Here is a 16277-nt window from a genome sequence, read left to right on the forward strand (position 1 = left end):
GCACCTATTTCGTCATACACCACACTTCTTAATTACGCTAAAGTGGGCATGATAATTCTTAAGCACCTAGGCTTAAGCTTTTAAAATGCGCTGAAATGAATGTCGATTTTAGATAGACGCGCAATAATCAGCGAATTTTAATCAGGATTGCTTTAAAATATAGGGATTGAGTAGAGATTTTCAGCAAAGAAAGCCACATATTGCAAGAAAGTTGCCTGCGCTAATTTATAAGTCTATGTATTTATGATTAATTGTTCTGTAGAAACACTAACATTATGCTTTTCAAACTTATAGTGAGTATGCGCAGTTATCTCTTGAGATCAACCTCTGCTTACACTACAGATTTGTCATGCATACTATTTATCCCTATTGAGGTTTTGTTATAAAACTATTATTTGCTACCGGCCCTTCGTTAAATACCCGCCTTTTGGTGGCTGTTTTGGCCTCGATTAGCTTATTAGTGATCGATTATCGGGGTACGCGCTTGTCGTACTTACGTTCGATGCTGTCTTTTGCGGTCTATCCTTTGCAATCATTGGCCAGTTTACCGGTGGATACTTTTCACTCGATGTCGGACTCAGTTATTTCCTATATCGAATTACAAAAGTTAAATCACCACTTGATAGAGCAGCAATTGATTAACGATGCCAAATTATTAAAACTGGCGGCTTTGGAAAAAGAAAATATACGTCTGCGTTTATTACTGGAAAACTCGTTCCAACTGGGGGAGCAAGTACTGGTGGCCGAATTGTTATCGGTCAAGCTGGCGCCATATGATCATTCGGTGGTGGTTAATAAAGGTTCGCGGTTTGGGGTACATCCCAAACAGCCGGTTTTAGATGCCAATGGTATTGTCGGTCAGGTTATCAGAGTGTATCCCAATAGCTCCGAAGTGATGTTGATTACCGATCCCGATCACGCCATTCCGGTGGAAGTTAATCGCAACGGTTTACGCACCATTGCTTTCGGTACCGGGCAGTCCAATCGTTTACAGCTGCCGTTTTTAGCCAATAATGCCGATATAGTGCCAGGTGATTTACTGGTTACGTCAGGCTTGGGCGGGGGCTTTCCGGCCGGGTATCCGGTGGCGGTGGTGGATAAATTTGAAGCCAGACCGGATAAATCTTTTGCCAATATCTACGCTACTCCTAAGGCTGATCTGGATAAAAGCCGCGAATTCCTGATTGTTTGGAGCGATTCCACACCCGTGGTTTTGGATAATAAAGACAAAGCCCAACAACCTGCAATACCACACTGATGTCACAACATAGTTCAATTGCCTTGTTTTATTATTTACTCACTATCGCTATCGCTATGGTGTTGCGTATCATGTCACTTTCACCGCTGTTGGATGTGTGGAATCCAGACTGGATAATGCTGGTACTGATTTATTGGGCGATGGCCGTGCCGGAACGCTTCGGGGTGTTTGCTGCCTGGGGTATCGGTTTGTTAACCGATGTGTTGACTGGACGTTTACTGGGCCAATATGGTCTGATTTACGCGCTGATTGCTTATTTTAGTATTAAAGAACACAGACGCTTGCGTCAGTTTCCCATTATACAGCAATGCATGTTTGTGTTTTTTTGCTTGCTGGGTGCGCAAAGTATTATTTTTGGCACTGAAAGCATGAAAGGCAGTAATCATCTCACATTGGAATTTTGGTACCCCTTATTGAGCGGCACCCTGATGTGGCCAGCCGTATTTGCTTTATTACGCATAGTACGTCTTGAAGCGCGTATTGCATGATAATCTATGGATAGAGGCTTTGGTTTTAAGGATGGTTTGGCAGAAAACCGTATATTTTTAAGTCGCGTCGTTGCTGCGTTCTTTTTAATTTTGGTATTGATTGCTGGACTAGTGGTGCGTCTGGTGTACTTGCAAATTGTGGGTCACGAACATTATGCAACTCTTTCCAAAGACAACCGGATCAAAATTGCGCCCTTGCCACCCACACGCGGCATTATCTATGATCGCCGCGGGCGCATGCTGGCGCAGAATGTGCCTACCTACAGTTTGGAGTTGATCCCGGAACAAATCGAAAATCTGGATCAGACTCTAAAGCAATTGCAAGAACTGCTGAATATCTCCGAGGAAAAAATCGAGCTGTTTCAAAAACAGCGTAAACGCAATAAAGCCTTTACCACCACGCCCTTACTACAAAATTTAAACGAAGAGGAAGTGGCCAGGTTTTCGGTAGTCAGGCCCTATTTTCCCGGCGTGGATGTCTATGTGCGTCTGGTACGATATTACCCGTATGGCGATCTTACCGCACACGTACTCGGTTACGTGGGGCGCATAAATGAGGCAGAATTAAAAGCCTTACCGGCGGATGAATATCGCGGTACCGATTTTATTGGTAAAAACGGTATCGAAAAAACCTACGAAAACGAGTTGCATGGTACTGCCGGTTACGAAGAAATTGAAACCAATGCCCAGGCGCGCGCGGTTAACACCGTTGCCACCACCGAACCCATAGCGGGTGCCAATATATATTTGACCCTGGATGTGGATTTACAGAAAATTGCCACTGACGCTCTGGGTGAATATAACGGCGCAGCGGTGGCTATTGATATTAAAACCGGTGGCGTATTAGTGTTTGCCAGTCGCCCTGGATTTGATCCCAATCCGTTTGTGTCGGGCATTTCCGGTAAAGACTATAAAGCTTTGCAAGAATCACCGGATCAACCCCTCTACAATCGTGCTTTGCGTGGACAGTATCCGCCAGGTTCCACGGTAAAACCGTTTTTAGCTTTAGCGGGTCTGGAATATGGGGTCACCGATTTCGGGCATCGCCTGTTTTGTCCTGGCTATTACAAATTGCCCAATGTAGACCATAAATATCGAGATTGGAAAAAAACCGGACACGGCATGGTGGATATGAACGAAGCCATTACCCAATCCTGCGATGTGTATTTTTACGATCTGGCTTTGGCATTGGGTATCGATAAAATGCATGATTTTTTGAATAAATTTGGTTTTGGCAAACGCACCGGTATTGATTTGGTTGGGGAAATTGATGGCTTAATGCCGTCTAAGGAATGGAAACGCAATAGTCGAAATCAAGCCTGGTTTCCCGGAGAAACCCTGATTACCGGGATTGGCCAGGGTTATATGCAGGTAACGCCTTTGCAATTGGCCAAAGCCACCGCCACCATGGCTAACTACGGCAAGGTGATTACTCCGCATCTGGTGCAGCGCATTATTAATGCAAATTATACCGATTCGTTTGATGTGGAGGCGGATGAGATTATCCCGCTTAAATATCAGAATGTCAGTAATATCATTCAAAGTATGACCAACGTAGTCCATGGTGCGCGCGGTACGGCAGGGCGGTTGGATAAAGCTATTGGCTATCAGATTGCCGGTAAAACTGGTACTGCGCAGGTGTTTACCATTAAGCAGGAAGAAAAATACAACGAAGATAATATTGATTTTAAAATGCGCGATCATGCTTTATTTATTGCCTTTGCACCGGTACATGATCCGCAAATTGCAGTGGCGGTAATTGCCGAACACGGTGGACACGGCGGCTCGGTCGCTGCGCCCATCGCCGGCGAAATTATTGATGCCTATTTGCACCCTAAACCCCCGGAAACGCATGAAAAATGAAACGCGGCAAGAGCATTTTCAGTCGCCGTCTTTAATCGGCAATCTGTTACGCAAACTGCATATCGATATACCGTTACTGTTGGGCTTGCTGATGATCTGCAGCCTGAGTTTTGTGATTTTATACAGTGCGGGTGGGCAGGAAATTCCCGTGTTAATCCGCCACGCTACACGTATGGCTTTAGCTTTAACCGTCATGACGGTACTGGCACATGTTAATCCGCGCCAGTTTCAGAACTTTTCGGTAGCCTTGTTTAGCATCTGCGTATTGTTATTGATTGCAGTGGCCATTATGGGTCAGATTGGAAAAGGTGCGCAACGCTGGTTGGACTTGGGCGTGTTTCGCTTTCAGCCATCAGAATTAACCAAACTGACCACACCCATGATGATCGCCTGGTATTTGGCTGCACATCCTTTGCCCCCCAAAGCTAAACAAGTGTTAATCGCTGCCGGGTTGCTCTTGTTACCGGTTTTGTTGATCGCCAAGCAACCGGATTTGGGTACCGCGCTACTAGTGGCTAGTTCCGGTGCTGCGGTATTATTTTTCGCTGGATTGTCCTGGTGGTTAATCTTCGGTACTGTGCTGATTTTTGCCGCCTTAACCCCGTTATTATGGCATTTTATGCGTGAATATCAGCGCAATAGGGTGCTAACCTTTATCAATCCAGAAGCCGATCCCATGGGCGCAGGTTATCATATCATTCAGTCGAAAATCGCCATCGGCTCTGGCGGCATTAACGGCAAAGGCTGGTTAGGCAGTAGTCAGGCGCAGCTAGACTTTTTACCCGAAAGCTCCACCGACTTTATCTTTGCCGTGTATGCCGAAGAATTTGGCTTATTCGGTTGTGTGGGTTTATTGATACTGTATCTGTTGGTCATCAGCCGCTGTTTTTATATTGCAGTACAAGCGCAAGATACCTATAGCCGCCTACTGGCCGGCAGTTTGGCCTTTACCTTTTTTGTGTATGTGTTTGTCAATATCGGCATGGTTATTGGCGTATTGCCGGTGGTGGGTGTGCCATTGCCCATGGTCAGTTACGGCGGTACCTCAATGGTGACTTTAATGGCGGGTTTTGGAATATTGATGTCGATTCATACGCACCGGAAGTTGTTGCCAGGGTAGGGGATTATAGCCTGGGGGTTGATGCGGTTCGTTGACGTTCTCCACATCCACACCCTACGGCACTTATGTTAGGGGATTTGAGTGATGGGCATGCACAATGTAAGTGGGCTGTCAGCAAGCGGCACAAATCCATAACGAGTGTAGAAAGATAATTCTGTATCTTTCGAATCGACAAATAAGAAGCTGCCGCCAATTAGGCCGGAAGCCGCTTTAACTTGATACATTGCATCAAGAAGTAAACGTTCGCCATGACCTTTTTTTTGCTCTGCAAGCGTTACAGCTAAACGGGCGAGCGTTATTGCGGGTACTTTTAATGGTAGGGCTTTCATCAGATTTTCTGGTTAATTGTGTCTAGATCCATTATAGGTAATTGGTGTCAAACTGTTACCAGTAAATATTATTTATTTTTAGGGTTCTAAGTCTAAACCCCAGAAATTTATGAAGGAACGATGTGCCAACCAACGGGCGGCGATCAATCGAGTTCAATGCCACTAATATCAGCTGATTTATGTTCACGTCGTAGGGTGCGGTGAGGCACGAACCGCACCATAAAGCCTTAAACCCGCCATCAAGCTCAAACTAAAACCACGCCTATCTATTCTGTACTAATTAGACGTAATAATGATTTTGGTTGGGTGGAAATTGATGCGGTTCTATACCCAGTGGTTAATGCGGATCAAACACAGAATATTGCGGTTGGTTTTACTAGCAGAAATATTTCTTTGCACAACGGCAATGCACCAGAAACAATCACAAGTACATCACTGACTGCGCATGCAATATGGATATTTGCTTTATCTCTGTTTACTTTTATGGGATTTAATTCAAGACGAACCTTGTTACAATAAAAAACGCTCATCTAATCATATAATCTATATGTCGATTATCATGCCCGTAAAAGATGCGCCGCTAGTTAGTTGACACATTCTACACCTGTGGTTTAGCTATGTAGCATAATCACAGTGGCTAGATTTAAGGCCGTAACCCGTATTTCGTTTTACGCCATACGGGTTAGCAGAGAGTAAGGCTTAACCCTCGTAATTCGCGCTAGCAAATTCCCAGTTAACTAAAGCCCAGAACGCTTCAAGATATTTTGGACGCAGATTACGATAATCGATGTAATAGGCGTGTTCCCAGACATCGCATGTTAAAATAGGCGTTTTACCCTCAGTCAACGGAGTGGCCGCATTACTGGTGCTGACCAATTCCAAACCGCCATTGGGTTTTTTTACCAGCCAAGCCCAGCCCGAACCAAAGGTGGTCACAGCCGTTTTAGCAAATTCTTGTTTAAACTGTTCAAAAGAACCGAAAGTGCGTTCGATAGCATTTGCCAATCCACCGGTAGGTTCGCCGCCACCATTTGGAGACAGGCTGTTCCAGTAGAAAGTATGATTCCAAACCTGTGCCGCGTTATTAAAAATACCACCAGACGATTTTTTAACGATTTCTTCCAACGATAAACCTTCAAACTCGGTACCTGTGATTAAATTGTTTAGATTGGTCACATAGGTTTGGTGATGTTTTCCATAATGGAATTCGATGGTTTCGGCAGAAATATGGGGTGACAAAGCGTCATTGGCGTAAGGTAATGCGGGTAATTCAATACTCATGTTTTTTCTCCGGCTAGATTGAAATGCAATTGTGATTAAGAACAGAGCGATAAGCTCAATATAACGATTGGAAGCATTATATTCAAGAACGGCGAGTAATGCTAAATTGAGAAACGTAAACAGCGGTTAGAGTAACAGCATAGGTCTATGAATAGTGCCTAAACATTGCAGCGAGATCAAAAAACTCAGGTAAAATAGATTAGACCGAGTGATTGCCATGGTTTTGATAGATAATTAAGCATACATTCTGGTGTTTGCCGCCCATTATTCTTCCATAATAATAATTTTGCTGAGGAGCAAATATGCAAAAAATAACACTGAGAACTTTTCGCATGCTGACTGTTTCGCTGTTGATTAGCGCAGTATCCCTACAGAGTCAGGCTTTTGCTGAAGCAGCAGAACAAGCCGCAGCGGAAGGTCATGAGCATAGTCAAACCAGTAAGGATTGGCCAGGCATTTATAAAGGCTTTACCCCTTGTTTTGACTGCATAGGCATTAAAACAACGCTGGCATTGAACAAAAATAATACGTATATATTAATGACTCAGTATGCAGGTAAATCGGAACGTGAATTTGTAGAGAAAGGTAAGTTTAGCCTGGGTAGCCAAGAAAATACCATATTGTTAACACCCAAAAACAGCGAAACCACTCATCAATACTGGGTAGGCGAAAACGTGTTGATCCAACTCGATAATAAAGGCAATCGCTATACAGGTAAAGACGCCGAGCGCTATACCTTACGCAGAAATGATATGGTAGAAACTGCGCCTTCTCAGCACGGATCGCATTAATATTGAGGTACTGGCCTTTACAATAATGGTTTTATTAGTTGTGGTCTAAAAAACACCGTTCGACCTAAGCAGGTAGGTCCAACGGTGTTTTTAAGTTTGCAACGCTAAACAATGTAGCCTGGATGCAATGAAATGGAATCCGGGTTTCGAAGTCAATCGATAACAAAATAAGCTATGCAGCTATCACTCGATAAAGCTGAAACACCAAAATCATAAAACAGCTCGTAGGGTGTGGAGAATTTACGAACCGCATCATAAAGCCTTAATTGTTACCATCAACGTTGGGATGTGCCAACCAACGGGCGGCGGTAGTGGTTCAGTTTGAAATTTAGCTAGCTGAACTTTTTTTGTCATTATGCTACCTTATAATCATGACTAAAAAAACAAATCCAAGAAAAGATTTTACCCAAACAGCCTTTAATGTGTTTCAGCAGGCTATAGGCGAAGCTGAAGCGGAGTTAAAGGTAAATAATACCGACACTAAAAAAGTAGGTCAGAAAGGAGGAAAGGCGAGAGCAGACAAGCTAACGCCGGAAGAACGATCTGAGATTGCAAAAAATGCTGCTAGTGCTAGATGGCATAAAATAGATTAAGATGTACTAGCTCAGACTTGATCTGACAGTTACCGATTTTAATGGGTGTCTGTAAGATTAGATTTGGTTTAAATTTTTAGCTGCCCAAATCTGTTTCCCATTCAGTAAAGTTTCCATTGGTGTTCTGCCATTACAAACTTTACCTTGATGAGTTCTTTCATTATTGTAATAAACCAACCAATCGTCCAGATCTTTTTGCAAACTATCCAAATCGGCATAGAGTTTTTTACGGAAAGTAACCTGGTAAAACTCTTGCAAAATTGTTTTATGGAAGCGTTCGCAGATGCCATTGGTTTGGGGTGACATCGCTTTTGTTTTGGTGTGGTCAATGTCATTGATCGCTAAATAAAGCTGATAATCGTGTTGATCTACTTTGCCGCAATACTCGGTTCCCCGATCTGTTAGTATGCGAAGCATGGGTAAATTTTGGCTTGTATAGAAAGGTAAAACCCTATCATTTAGCACGTCTGCTGCGGTAATAGGTGTTTTGGTCGTATACAATTTGCAATGAACCACTTTGGAATAAGTATCGATAAAGGTTTGCTGATAGATACGACCAACACCTTTGAGATTACCCACATAAAAAGTATCTTGCGCCCCCAGATAGCCGGGATGATGCGTTTCAATTTCACCACAAGCCACATCATCTTCTTTTTTGCGCTCTAGGGCGGCAATTTGATCATCACTCAGCGTGATACCTTCATTGGCTACTTTTATTTCCAAAGCCTTTAAGCGATCCTTGAAGTTGGCCAATTGATTGCGTAGCCAAATTGAGCGGACGCCACTACCTGAAATGAAGATGCCTCGTTTACGCAATTCATTACTGGTTCTGTGCTGGCCGTGAGCTGGAAAATCAATGGCGTAATGAATGACAGCCGTTTCAGTCGCTTCATCTGCACGATTTTTTAAATTTGGAACACGACGATTTTGATTGATGAGAGCATCCAGTCCATTGGTTTCTACCAACTCCTGATACCGATAAAATGTATCTCTTGATAAGCCCATTATTTTGCAAGCTTTGGATACATTTTGAAGCTCTTCAGCAAGATTCAATAATCCTGCTTTATGTTTAATAATGGGATTGTTAGTATGTAGCATGAGCGTTACCTCTTTGTGATTTTGATGACGGATTCGACACCCATATCAAAATCGGTAACGCTCTTTTTTGCAAGCCCTGTGTCAGATTAGGTCGTGACTAATACAATTAAGAAGCCCTTAAAAAAGGCTGCTGTAATTCCTCTACATCAAAAGTAAAATCAAGAACTATTTGAATTGGGTCGTTAGGCTTTATATTTTCATTATACACATCAGCATCCGTTTTAAGTTGGAAGCAATCTCCAACAATTTGCGACCTTCTTTGAGCAAAAGATTTTTGAAAATGCTCGTGTGGAGCATTCGGGTCATCCATATCAGCCCAAATTGAAAGAGTTTTATTGTCTTTTCTGCTAGTAACAGCATGTTTTGCCCTATAACGCTGCCCATTTTTATCAGTTCTATATTCCTCTCTAAATACTTGCGAAATATCCTTAGCGATAAGGTCAATAATTGTTTTAGTATTGGGCTTATGTAACCCCTTATGATATGCCCAAGCTGCTAATTCCTGCGGGTCTATAAGTGGATTGTCGCCAACTTCTTTTTTGTAAAGTTCAATATAATCTCGTACTGCGTTTGAATATGCTGTCATTGTTTCACCATTTACTTAAAAAACTATAAAAAGCCCCATCCATCAGTCATTGCGCCTGATATTACGAAGTTTCGTATCTTAACCAAGTGTTTTCTTAAAAAATCATATCTATCGAGTTTACGTTGCAGTTGCCCAACTACGACACCTGGATGAACCCCTATTCTTTCTGAAAACAGAATAATTTTTTGTTCGCTAAAAAACGGAGATACTCTTGCCACAAAGTTACTTAATTCTGCATTAGGTACGCAGAAATCAGCCGCAGCTAAATTAGCAATATTTTCTTCATCAATAACATTGTTGGGACTAAACGAATCGTCATTGTCGATAATATATCCAATTTTTTTACCATGCCCGTGTAGGACATGTTCAATTTCATGGCGTAATACAAACCAAAAATTATCAATTTTATCTAATCTTAAAGACATGGCGATCACTGGCTGAGAATTCTCTAGCCAAAAACATGCTCCATCGATTTTTGAACCAGGCAATGGCTCAACAATGACATATTTGACACCACAATCAGAAAGTATCTTTGATACATGTCTTGCTTCCTCTGGAGCTGACAATAAAGCATTTAGCTTAGGAAGTGCATTTCTAAGTTCCGATTCTTTATAGCCCTTAGTTAGTTGAGATGTGGCAATAGCTTTACAGCGATTTAACCATGCCAATTGCTGTATGCTCAAATCATTAGTCTCGTTTGATTTCTTAGCTGCAACATTAAAACTAGGTGGTGTCTTTAAATCAGGAATATTAAAAAACTTAATGAATTGCTGCTCAAAAACATCAATGTTATCTGATGCTTCTACCCATCCTCTTTTTATCATTTCTCTAACTGGAAATTTTTCGTATAGATAAGCTTTCCTTACCACTAAATTATCTGGTTTTTTAACTTTTGATAATTGATACTGACTTTCTAAATTCATCCAAACTTCAGCGCCAGTGCCTAGGGCATCTCCTAGTTGAATTGCAGTATCAGGAGTTATTTGTCTTTTCCCTGTAATAATTCCGCTTATTACATTGGTAGACCTGCCCATAATTTCTGAAAGCTCTATTTGTGACCATCCCCTAGTCTCTAGTTCTTCTAACAAAAACTCTCCCGGTGGAAATATCTCTTGTGTCATGCTCATTTTTTCCTCCAACACCTATTTTAGTGGTAATCACTTATTGAAATTACAACAACTAATTTACCAATCTCATCTTTTATAATTTTAATAATTAATCGCCACTGATCATTTAGACGCATAGAATGATAGCCATCTAAGTCACCCTTTAATTTCTCATAGTGAAGTGACTTCATTGAATAAAAGGTACGTTCATCTGGTGCTGATCTTATAAACTGTATTCTCATCCTAAATTTTTTAACTACAGACCTATCAAATCCTGCATCAAAATTTGAGTCTCTTTCTAGACGTTCTAACTGTTCATCTTCAAATTTGATTTCCATTTTCTTCTTAATTTTAGCATAAAATAAAACATATAATACATAAATAACCGTTATGCGTAAATATTTATTGATTATACTTGCATATCGCATATAATTTCATTTTGAATTTATGAAAACCAATGAACAAACTTAACACCAAAGACCGCGCAAAAATCCTATCCGTACTATGCGAAGGCATGGGAATTAATGCGGCTAGTCGTGTAACTGGTGCATCAAAAAATACGATCCTTAAATTGCTGGCTGATGCTGGTGAGGCTTGCGCTATTTATCAAGATGAAAATCATCATAATCTAAAACTAAAGCGCATTGAATGTGATGAAATCTGTTCATTTGTCGGAATGAAACAAAAGAATGTGCCAGAAGAAATGAAAGGATTGTTCGGTATCGGCGATGTTTACACTTGGACGGCTATAGACGCTGATACAAAACTAGTTCCATGCTGGCACGTTGGTACTCGTGATGCTGGTTCAGCAAATTGTTTTATTAACGATTTAGCCAGTCGTCTTAGCAACAGAGTGCAATTAACAAGTGACGGACACAAAGCCTATTTAAATGCTGTAGAAGATGCTTTCGGTGCAAATGTAGACTTTGCTCAATTGATTAAGCTTTATGGTAATGGTGGAAATGCTAAAGACGATACCCGATACAGTCCAGCAGAATGCACAGGTATTGAAAAAAGAAGAATTGAAGGTAATCCAGACTTTTACTACGTATCTACCAGTTATGTAGAACGTCAGAATTTAACCATGCGTATGCGTAGATTTACCAGATTAACAAATACATTTAGCAAAAAACTTGAAAACCACATGCACGCTCTTAGCCTTTATTTTATGTTTTATAACTACTGCAAAATTCATAAGTCGCTTAGAATTACGCCAGCAATGGCAGCAGGCTTAACAGATCATGTTTGGGAGCTGACAGACATTGTTAACTTGATTACAGAACCAGAACCTAAAAAACGCGGCCCATACAAAAAGAAAGCCGATTAAAAATAATTTATTTCAAACTTAACCACTGCCCGGGCGGCGCATCAGTTGCAATTTAATCTATCATCATCGAATAGCGTAGCCCTCAACATTCCTCTTTAAAGTCTAAAAATGAGCTGGCCCGCTTGTAATGCCTGTTTTCGCCAATGCTGCCAGTAGCTTTCTGCTTGTTGTTGACGTAAACAGCGTAAATAACGCACCCGTTGTGCAGCGTTAAGATGGTCGTGAATCAGTGGTATCAAACCGTCTTCAATATTGTAAACTGGTTTTTCAGGGAAAAGACAAACCGGAACTATGCAATCTAGCGATAAACTCAGATCTTGAGCAATGGCTATACAAGCCTGGCGAATACTATCTGCCTTGGCGTTGTCTGGTTGTTGGATATTGTAAGGAGGCTGCCATTCACGGACTGGACGCAAACGATCAATATGTGTAATAACCGCAATGATAACCGGTAAGGCTTGATTGGGACATTCTGCTTGAAAATAGTGGCGAATAGCATTCAATTGCAGCGTATCGACTTGGCGAGCAGCTTGTGCAGCATTGCAAACCATTAAAATTATATCGACTTTTGCCAATTCTTTCTTTAATGCATCAGGCACCTGATCATGCATTAATCCGCCATAACCCGCGCTGTCTAATAAGATGGCTTGTTGCAGGCCCTCGCGTTCGAGTAAGTAAGGGGTAATTTCGGCAGTAGTCGGCAAAAATCCTTCCGCGCTTTTAATTTCGCCAAATAAGGCATTAATTAAACTGGATTTACCGCAACTGACTTGTCCTAAAACAAGTAGTCGAAGCGGCTCTATAGACTGATTATGCGCTTCACTCGTTGCAATATTTTCCTTTGAGGTCGTCGTTAATCTATCAGTCGGGACCATATCATCTAAGCTTAATTGGCCACTGTACAGTTGAATAGCGTAATAGCCGAGCTTGTTGATATAAGCACTAAGGAAGCGCTGTGATATTTCTTGGGTAACGGTATTTAGCCCTTTGCCGATTAATATACTGCGTGCTTTAGCCAACCCCGCGCCTGACCAGTTAAACAGCCAATTTCCAACATCGAAAACAGATTTGAGTTTATTCAAGGTAGCAACGGCCTGCTTGGCGCGTAATAAATCACCGACTCTCACCGCATGGCTGCCGGGAATCTTGTCTAATACCTCGTGTTGAATATCATCGCAGATCAATGTGATTAACTTCAGCAAATACGGCAACGGAAATTCTAAAATTGGGTATTTCGATTCGGCGTGAAAATGTCGCGCAACCAGTGTTAATACTTCATTAGACAATTTTAGGATTTTGCTTGAATCCGTGAGTAAATCCGTTTCTTTTTGCCAGCGTTCAGTTAACGGCTTAAGTGCCTGCCAGGCTAATTGGGCTTTGTCCGGCCAGTTAGGATTAGGCTCAATCTCAATATGCTCTACAAGCAAGGTCTTTGCACGATGACTGCGCCAGTGTAACAGTGCATAGACTAGGGCAATGTTAGCCGACAAGATGCCAATGCCCTGATAAATCCAACCCTGTAGCCATAACCAGTAACCGCCTAAGCCGATTAACACCAGCCAAGGTAGTAAAAACAGGATGGCTAATGCCACGGCAAAGCGGTTTATAGACATAGGCATCGGCTAAGTTTCCTTTTTGTTGAGAAATTGACGTGCCTGGACGAAAGCTTCGTCGTAAGCTTGTTTTAACGATGCATGGTCAGGTAAAGCGCCGCGCTTAACACCTTGCAAATAGACGCAAAAAGCCTTGCCCAGTGCATACGTCATTGCTCCCGAATACACACCGGCCACGGCCGAACCGTAAACCGGCACAAATTTCAGCAATTCCCGTCCTAATAATCCTATACCGACACTCATACCAATAAGGCTGGTAAATTCAGCATAAAGTCGGCGGGTCAACTCCAGGCCATAAATGGAAGCAATACTATGAAATAGTTTGGCTTGCACCGCTAGCACTAGAGGTAAGCCTGCCAGAGGAATTGCGCCCATGCCGGCATTCAATACGGCGTAACCGATTAGGTGCGGATGCGCTTGCCCTGCATGAAAATCCAGTAATTCTTTATGCTGCTCACTACCGCGTAATAAGCCGATCATGCCCGTTGGCAGCACACTTTCAATGGCATCCCATAAGGCTTCCAACCCGTAATCGACAGGCTCAAAACCATCCTCAGGTAAGGTAAAATCAACGGGCACAAAATGCACTGGCACTGACTTAAACCAGTCACGTTGATGTAATAGCACTTGCGCTAAAGCATGGGGTACTTGCGGCGGAAAGGGTGTTTGTTGGTAAGGATACGGTTGAATATGTTCTGCATCACTGGCATAGCCTTCGTGTAGAACAGTTTGTACCACTATGATAGGCCAGTCCGGGTGTTGATGGTGAATAGTCAGCACGGTATTCACCACCTCTGCTTGATTCATATCCAGAGCTCGGAGTACCACCACCAATAAATGCGCCTGATTGGCACACCACGTTAAATCTTCGCCGGGATCATATGCGGTTTCGCCCAAGCCTCGTGTATCCAGAAAACGGATCATCGGGTGGCTGGATGATGGAAAGTCATAAAATCGCGATCTTTTCGTGCAAGCCTGAAAGCCATTACCAATTTCAGCCACTTCGCTACCGGTTAATGCTCGAATGAGCGATGTTTTGCCAGCCTGTGTTTTGCCCAGTAGCCAAAAAACCGGTATAGGTAAGCGTTGCTTAACCTCGTTTATTTTGGCATCTAAGCCAGTCGCTCTAGGGTTAAAGAGTGCATCGCCCAAACCTTTCCATGTCCAACTGCCGATAATATTCATAGTCATTGCTTAATATATTTTGGTGTATTACCTCTGTGCCAAACGCTAGACACAAAGTTCACCTGATTTTGATCCAATACAAATAGCATCAATGCAGCGAATATCTGATGTTGAAAGATGGATTGGGTTGGGCGCCTATAATGGAGAGCCGGTAAATCTGGGGGCGGCCGTCAAATCGATTTTAACATTGATCGTTAAATGTGGTGAAAAATCGATATTTTGCATGACGATGGCATCCAACTCAACTCATTAATTGACCTAACAAACCGTTTAAACGTAGCCTGGATGCAATGAAATAGAATCCGGGGATCGAAGCCAATAGCTAACAAAATTAGCCATGCAACTAATATTGGAACATGCCTAACTTTACCCTAACAGCCGCTCCACATTGGTTTAATTCAGTTTTTTTAAAGTATTTTGTTGATCCAGATTAAAAAGCTTGGTTTTGATGTGCATAAATGCCACGCTTTGTATTACCATAGGGGTTTTGCTTGTGATTTAGCGGACTCAGTCGGGGCGGGTAGATATTTATGCTGGCAAAAACAAGCATAAACAGTGTTTATTTATGCTACCTGCGACTGTGGTTAAGACTGCAAAATTAAGCGCTAACTTAGGATATAACGAGTGAACAAACGCAAAGAAATGAAACTTGGAGTATTGATTTTGGCTCTGGCTGCACTGTTGCCCACACAGGCTGTGCAGGCAGAAGTGGCAGAAACAGCTAGTTTTCAGCACTTTATCAATGTGATGGTTAAGCAACATGGTTTTCAGGAAGCGGCGCTAAGACAACAGTTTGCCCAGGTGCAAATTCAACAAGCCATATTGGACGCCATCGTTAAACCAGCGGAAGCCAAACCCTGGTTTCAATACCGTGAAATCTTCATGACAGAAGAGCGTATCGCGGGTGGCGTTAAATTCTGGCAAGATAATGAAGCTGCATTAAAGGCTATGCAACAGGAATATGGTGTTCCTGCTGAAATCGTTATCGCTATTATTGGCGTAGAAAGTAAATACGGTGCGCATACCGGCAAGTACCGGGTGATCGATGCCTTGGCTACACTAGGTTTTGCGCGGGAGGCACGTAGCGATTTTTTCCAAAAAGAGCTGGAAAATTTTCTGCTGTTAGCACGTAGCGAACAGTTGGATGCTCTGCAACCCATGGGCTCTTATGCGGGTGCTATGGGTTTACCGCAATTTATGCCCAGTAGCTATTTAAGCTATGCAGTGGATTTTGATCACGACGGCAAGCGCGACATTTGGAAAAACAGCGCCGATGCCATTGCCAGCGTGGCAAATTATTTTGTCCGTAATCAATGGCATAGTGGGCAACCCATTGCTTTTCCTGTCAGCCGCAATGGTCAGGCTTACCAGCAAGCCTTACACAGTGGCGTAAAGCCTGATACTTCGGTGCAAGCCCTGCAAGCTTTGCAGATTCAGACACCGCCGCAATTAGCGGCCTCTACATCTGTTAAGTTACTTAGTTTTCAACAAGCAGACGGCGACGATTTATGGCTGGGATTGCATAATTTTTATGTCATTACCCGCTATAACCACAGTCCTTTGTATGCACTGGCTGTGTATCAGTTAAGTCAGGCCATCGCGGAACGTAAAAAATCCGCCCCCGCACCCCTTTGAGCAG

Annotated in this window: 16 protein-coding genes; 8 read left to right on the forward strand and 8 right to left on the reverse strand. The window is 42.5% G+C overall.

Annotation, left to right across the window (positions count from 1 at the left end; all coding sequences use genetic code 11):
• Positions 1–382 precede the first annotated feature (382 nt).
• From mreC to rodA, 4 genes are read left to right on the forward strand one after another with little or no spacing between them, the layout of a single operon-like run.
• Complete coding sequence (gene mreC, locus ABH008_RS10505; protein ID WP_347989967.1) at positions 383–1258, forward strand: rod shape-determining protein MreC; 876 nt, start codon at positions 383–385, stop codon at positions 1256–1258.
• A complete protein-coding gene (mreD, locus tag ABH008_RS10510; RefSeq protein WP_347989810.1) occupies positions 1258–1746 on the forward strand; it encodes a rod shape-determining protein MreD in 489 nt (162 codons plus the stop codon). The genes mreC and mreD overlap by 1 nt, the downstream gene beginning before the upstream one ends.
• 6 nt (positions 1747–1752) lie before the next feature.
• Complete coding sequence (gene mrdA / locus ABH008_RS10515; protein WP_347989811.1) at positions 1753–3609, forward strand: penicillin-binding protein 2; 1857 nt, start codon at positions 1753–1755, stop codon at positions 3607–3609.
• Positions 3599–4729: a rod shape-determining protein RodA gene (rodA, locus tag ABH008_RS10520; protein WP_347989812.1), complete on the forward strand. Its 1131-nt coding sequence runs from the start codon at positions 3599–3601 to the stop codon at positions 4727–4729. The genes mrdA and rodA overlap by 11 nt, the downstream gene beginning before the upstream one ends.
• A gap of 68 nt (positions 4730–4797) precedes the next feature.
• Here the strand turns inward: rodA and ABH008_RS10525 are convergent, their stop codons facing one another.
• Positions 4798–5058, reverse strand: coding sequence for a GNAT family N-acetyltransferase (locus tag ABH008_RS10525; RefSeq protein ID WP_347989813.1), 261 nt, complete (start codon positions 5056–5058; stop codon positions 4798–4800).
• Positions 5059–5757: 699 nt separating this feature from the next.
• Positions 5758–6339, reverse strand: coding sequence for a superoxide dismutase [Fe] (gene sodB, locus ABH008_RS10530; RefSeq protein ID WP_347989814.1), 582 nt, complete (start codon positions 6337–6339; stop codon positions 5758–5760).
• Positions 6340–6641: 302 nt separating this feature from the next.
• Here sodB and ABH008_RS10535 point away from each other — a divergent pair, with 302 nt between their 5' ends.
• Together ABH008_RS10535 and ABH008_RS10540 are read left to right on the forward strand one after the other, a co-directional pair.
• Positions 6642–7130, forward strand: coding sequence for a copper resistance protein NlpE (locus ABH008_RS10535; RefSeq protein ID WP_347989815.1), 489 nt, complete (start codon positions 6642–6644; stop codon positions 7128–7130).
• Between the two features lie 371 nt (positions 7131–7501).
• Positions 7502–7723 (forward strand): hypothetical protein, encoded by a 222-nt coding sequence (locus tag ABH008_RS10540; protein ID WP_347989816.1) that lies wholly within the window; start codon positions 7502–7504, stop codon positions 7721–7723.
• A 57-nt stretch (positions 7724–7780) separates the two neighbouring features.
• Here ABH008_RS10540 and ABH008_RS10545 read toward each other — a convergent pair whose 3' ends face one another.
• From ABH008_RS10545 to ABH008_RS10560, 4 genes are all read right to left on the reverse strand, one after another.
• Positions 7781–8821: an IS481 family transposase gene (locus ABH008_RS10545; RefSeq protein ID WP_347989817.1), complete on the reverse strand. Its 1041-nt coding sequence runs from the start codon at positions 8819–8821 to the stop codon at positions 7781–7783.
• A 106-nt stretch (positions 8822–8927) separates the two neighbouring features.
• The gene (locus tag ABH008_RS10550) at positions 8928–9407 is read right to left on the reverse strand and encodes a hypothetical protein (RefSeq protein WP_347989818.1); all 480 of its coding nucleotides are present in this window, start codon (positions 9405–9407) and stop codon (positions 8928–8930) included.
• Positions 9408–9430: 23 nt separating this feature from the next.
• Entirely contained in the window at positions 9431–10534 is a 1104-nt protein-coding gene (locus ABH008_RS10555) for a HigA family addiction module antitoxin (protein WP_347989819.1), read from the reverse strand.
• A 20-nt stretch (positions 10535–10554) separates the two neighbouring features.
• Positions 10555–10851 carry a type II toxin-antitoxin system RelE/ParE family toxin gene (locus ABH008_RS10560; protein WP_347989820.1) on the reverse strand — a complete coding sequence of 99 codons (297 nt, stop codon included), beginning with the start codon at positions 10849–10851 and terminating at the stop codon, positions 10555–10557.
• Between the two features lie 119 nt (positions 10852–10970).
• Here ABH008_RS10560 and ABH008_RS10565 point away from each other — a divergent pair, with 119 nt between their 5' ends.
• Positions 10971–11840 carry an IS1 family transposase gene (locus ABH008_RS10565; protein ID WP_347989821.1) on the forward strand — a complete coding sequence of 290 codons (870 nt, stop codon included), beginning with the start codon at positions 10971–10973 and terminating at the stop codon, positions 11838–11840.
• A gap of 95 nt (positions 11841–11935) precedes the next feature.
• Here the strand turns inward: ABH008_RS10565 and ABH008_RS10570 are convergent, their stop codons facing one another.
• Together ABH008_RS10570 and ABH008_RS10575 are read right to left on the reverse strand one after the other, a co-directional pair.
• Positions 11936–13453: a GTPase gene (locus tag ABH008_RS10570; RefSeq protein ID WP_347989822.1), complete on the reverse strand. Its 1518-nt coding sequence runs from the start codon at positions 13451–13453 to the stop codon at positions 11936–11938.
• Positions 13454–13462: 9 nt separating this feature from the next.
• A complete protein-coding gene (locus tag ABH008_RS10575; RefSeq protein ID WP_347989823.1) occupies positions 13463–14638 on the reverse strand; it encodes a GTPase in 1176 nt (391 codons plus the stop codon).
• Between the two features lie 624 nt (positions 14639–15262).
• On the opposite strand from ABH008_RS10575, the gene mltB reads away from it, so the two are divergent.
• On the forward strand, positions 15263–16273 hold the full coding sequence (gene mltB, locus ABH008_RS10580) for a lytic murein transglycosylase B (protein WP_347989824.1): 1011 nt from the start codon (positions 15263–15265) through the stop codon (positions 16271–16273).
• The last annotated feature ends 4 nt before the right edge of the window (positions 16274–16277 follow it).

The organism is Methylomonas sp. AM2-LC (assembly GCF_039904985.1).
Classification (GTDB): domain Bacteria; phylum Pseudomonadota; class Gammaproteobacteria; order Methylococcales; family Methylomonadaceae; genus Methylomonas.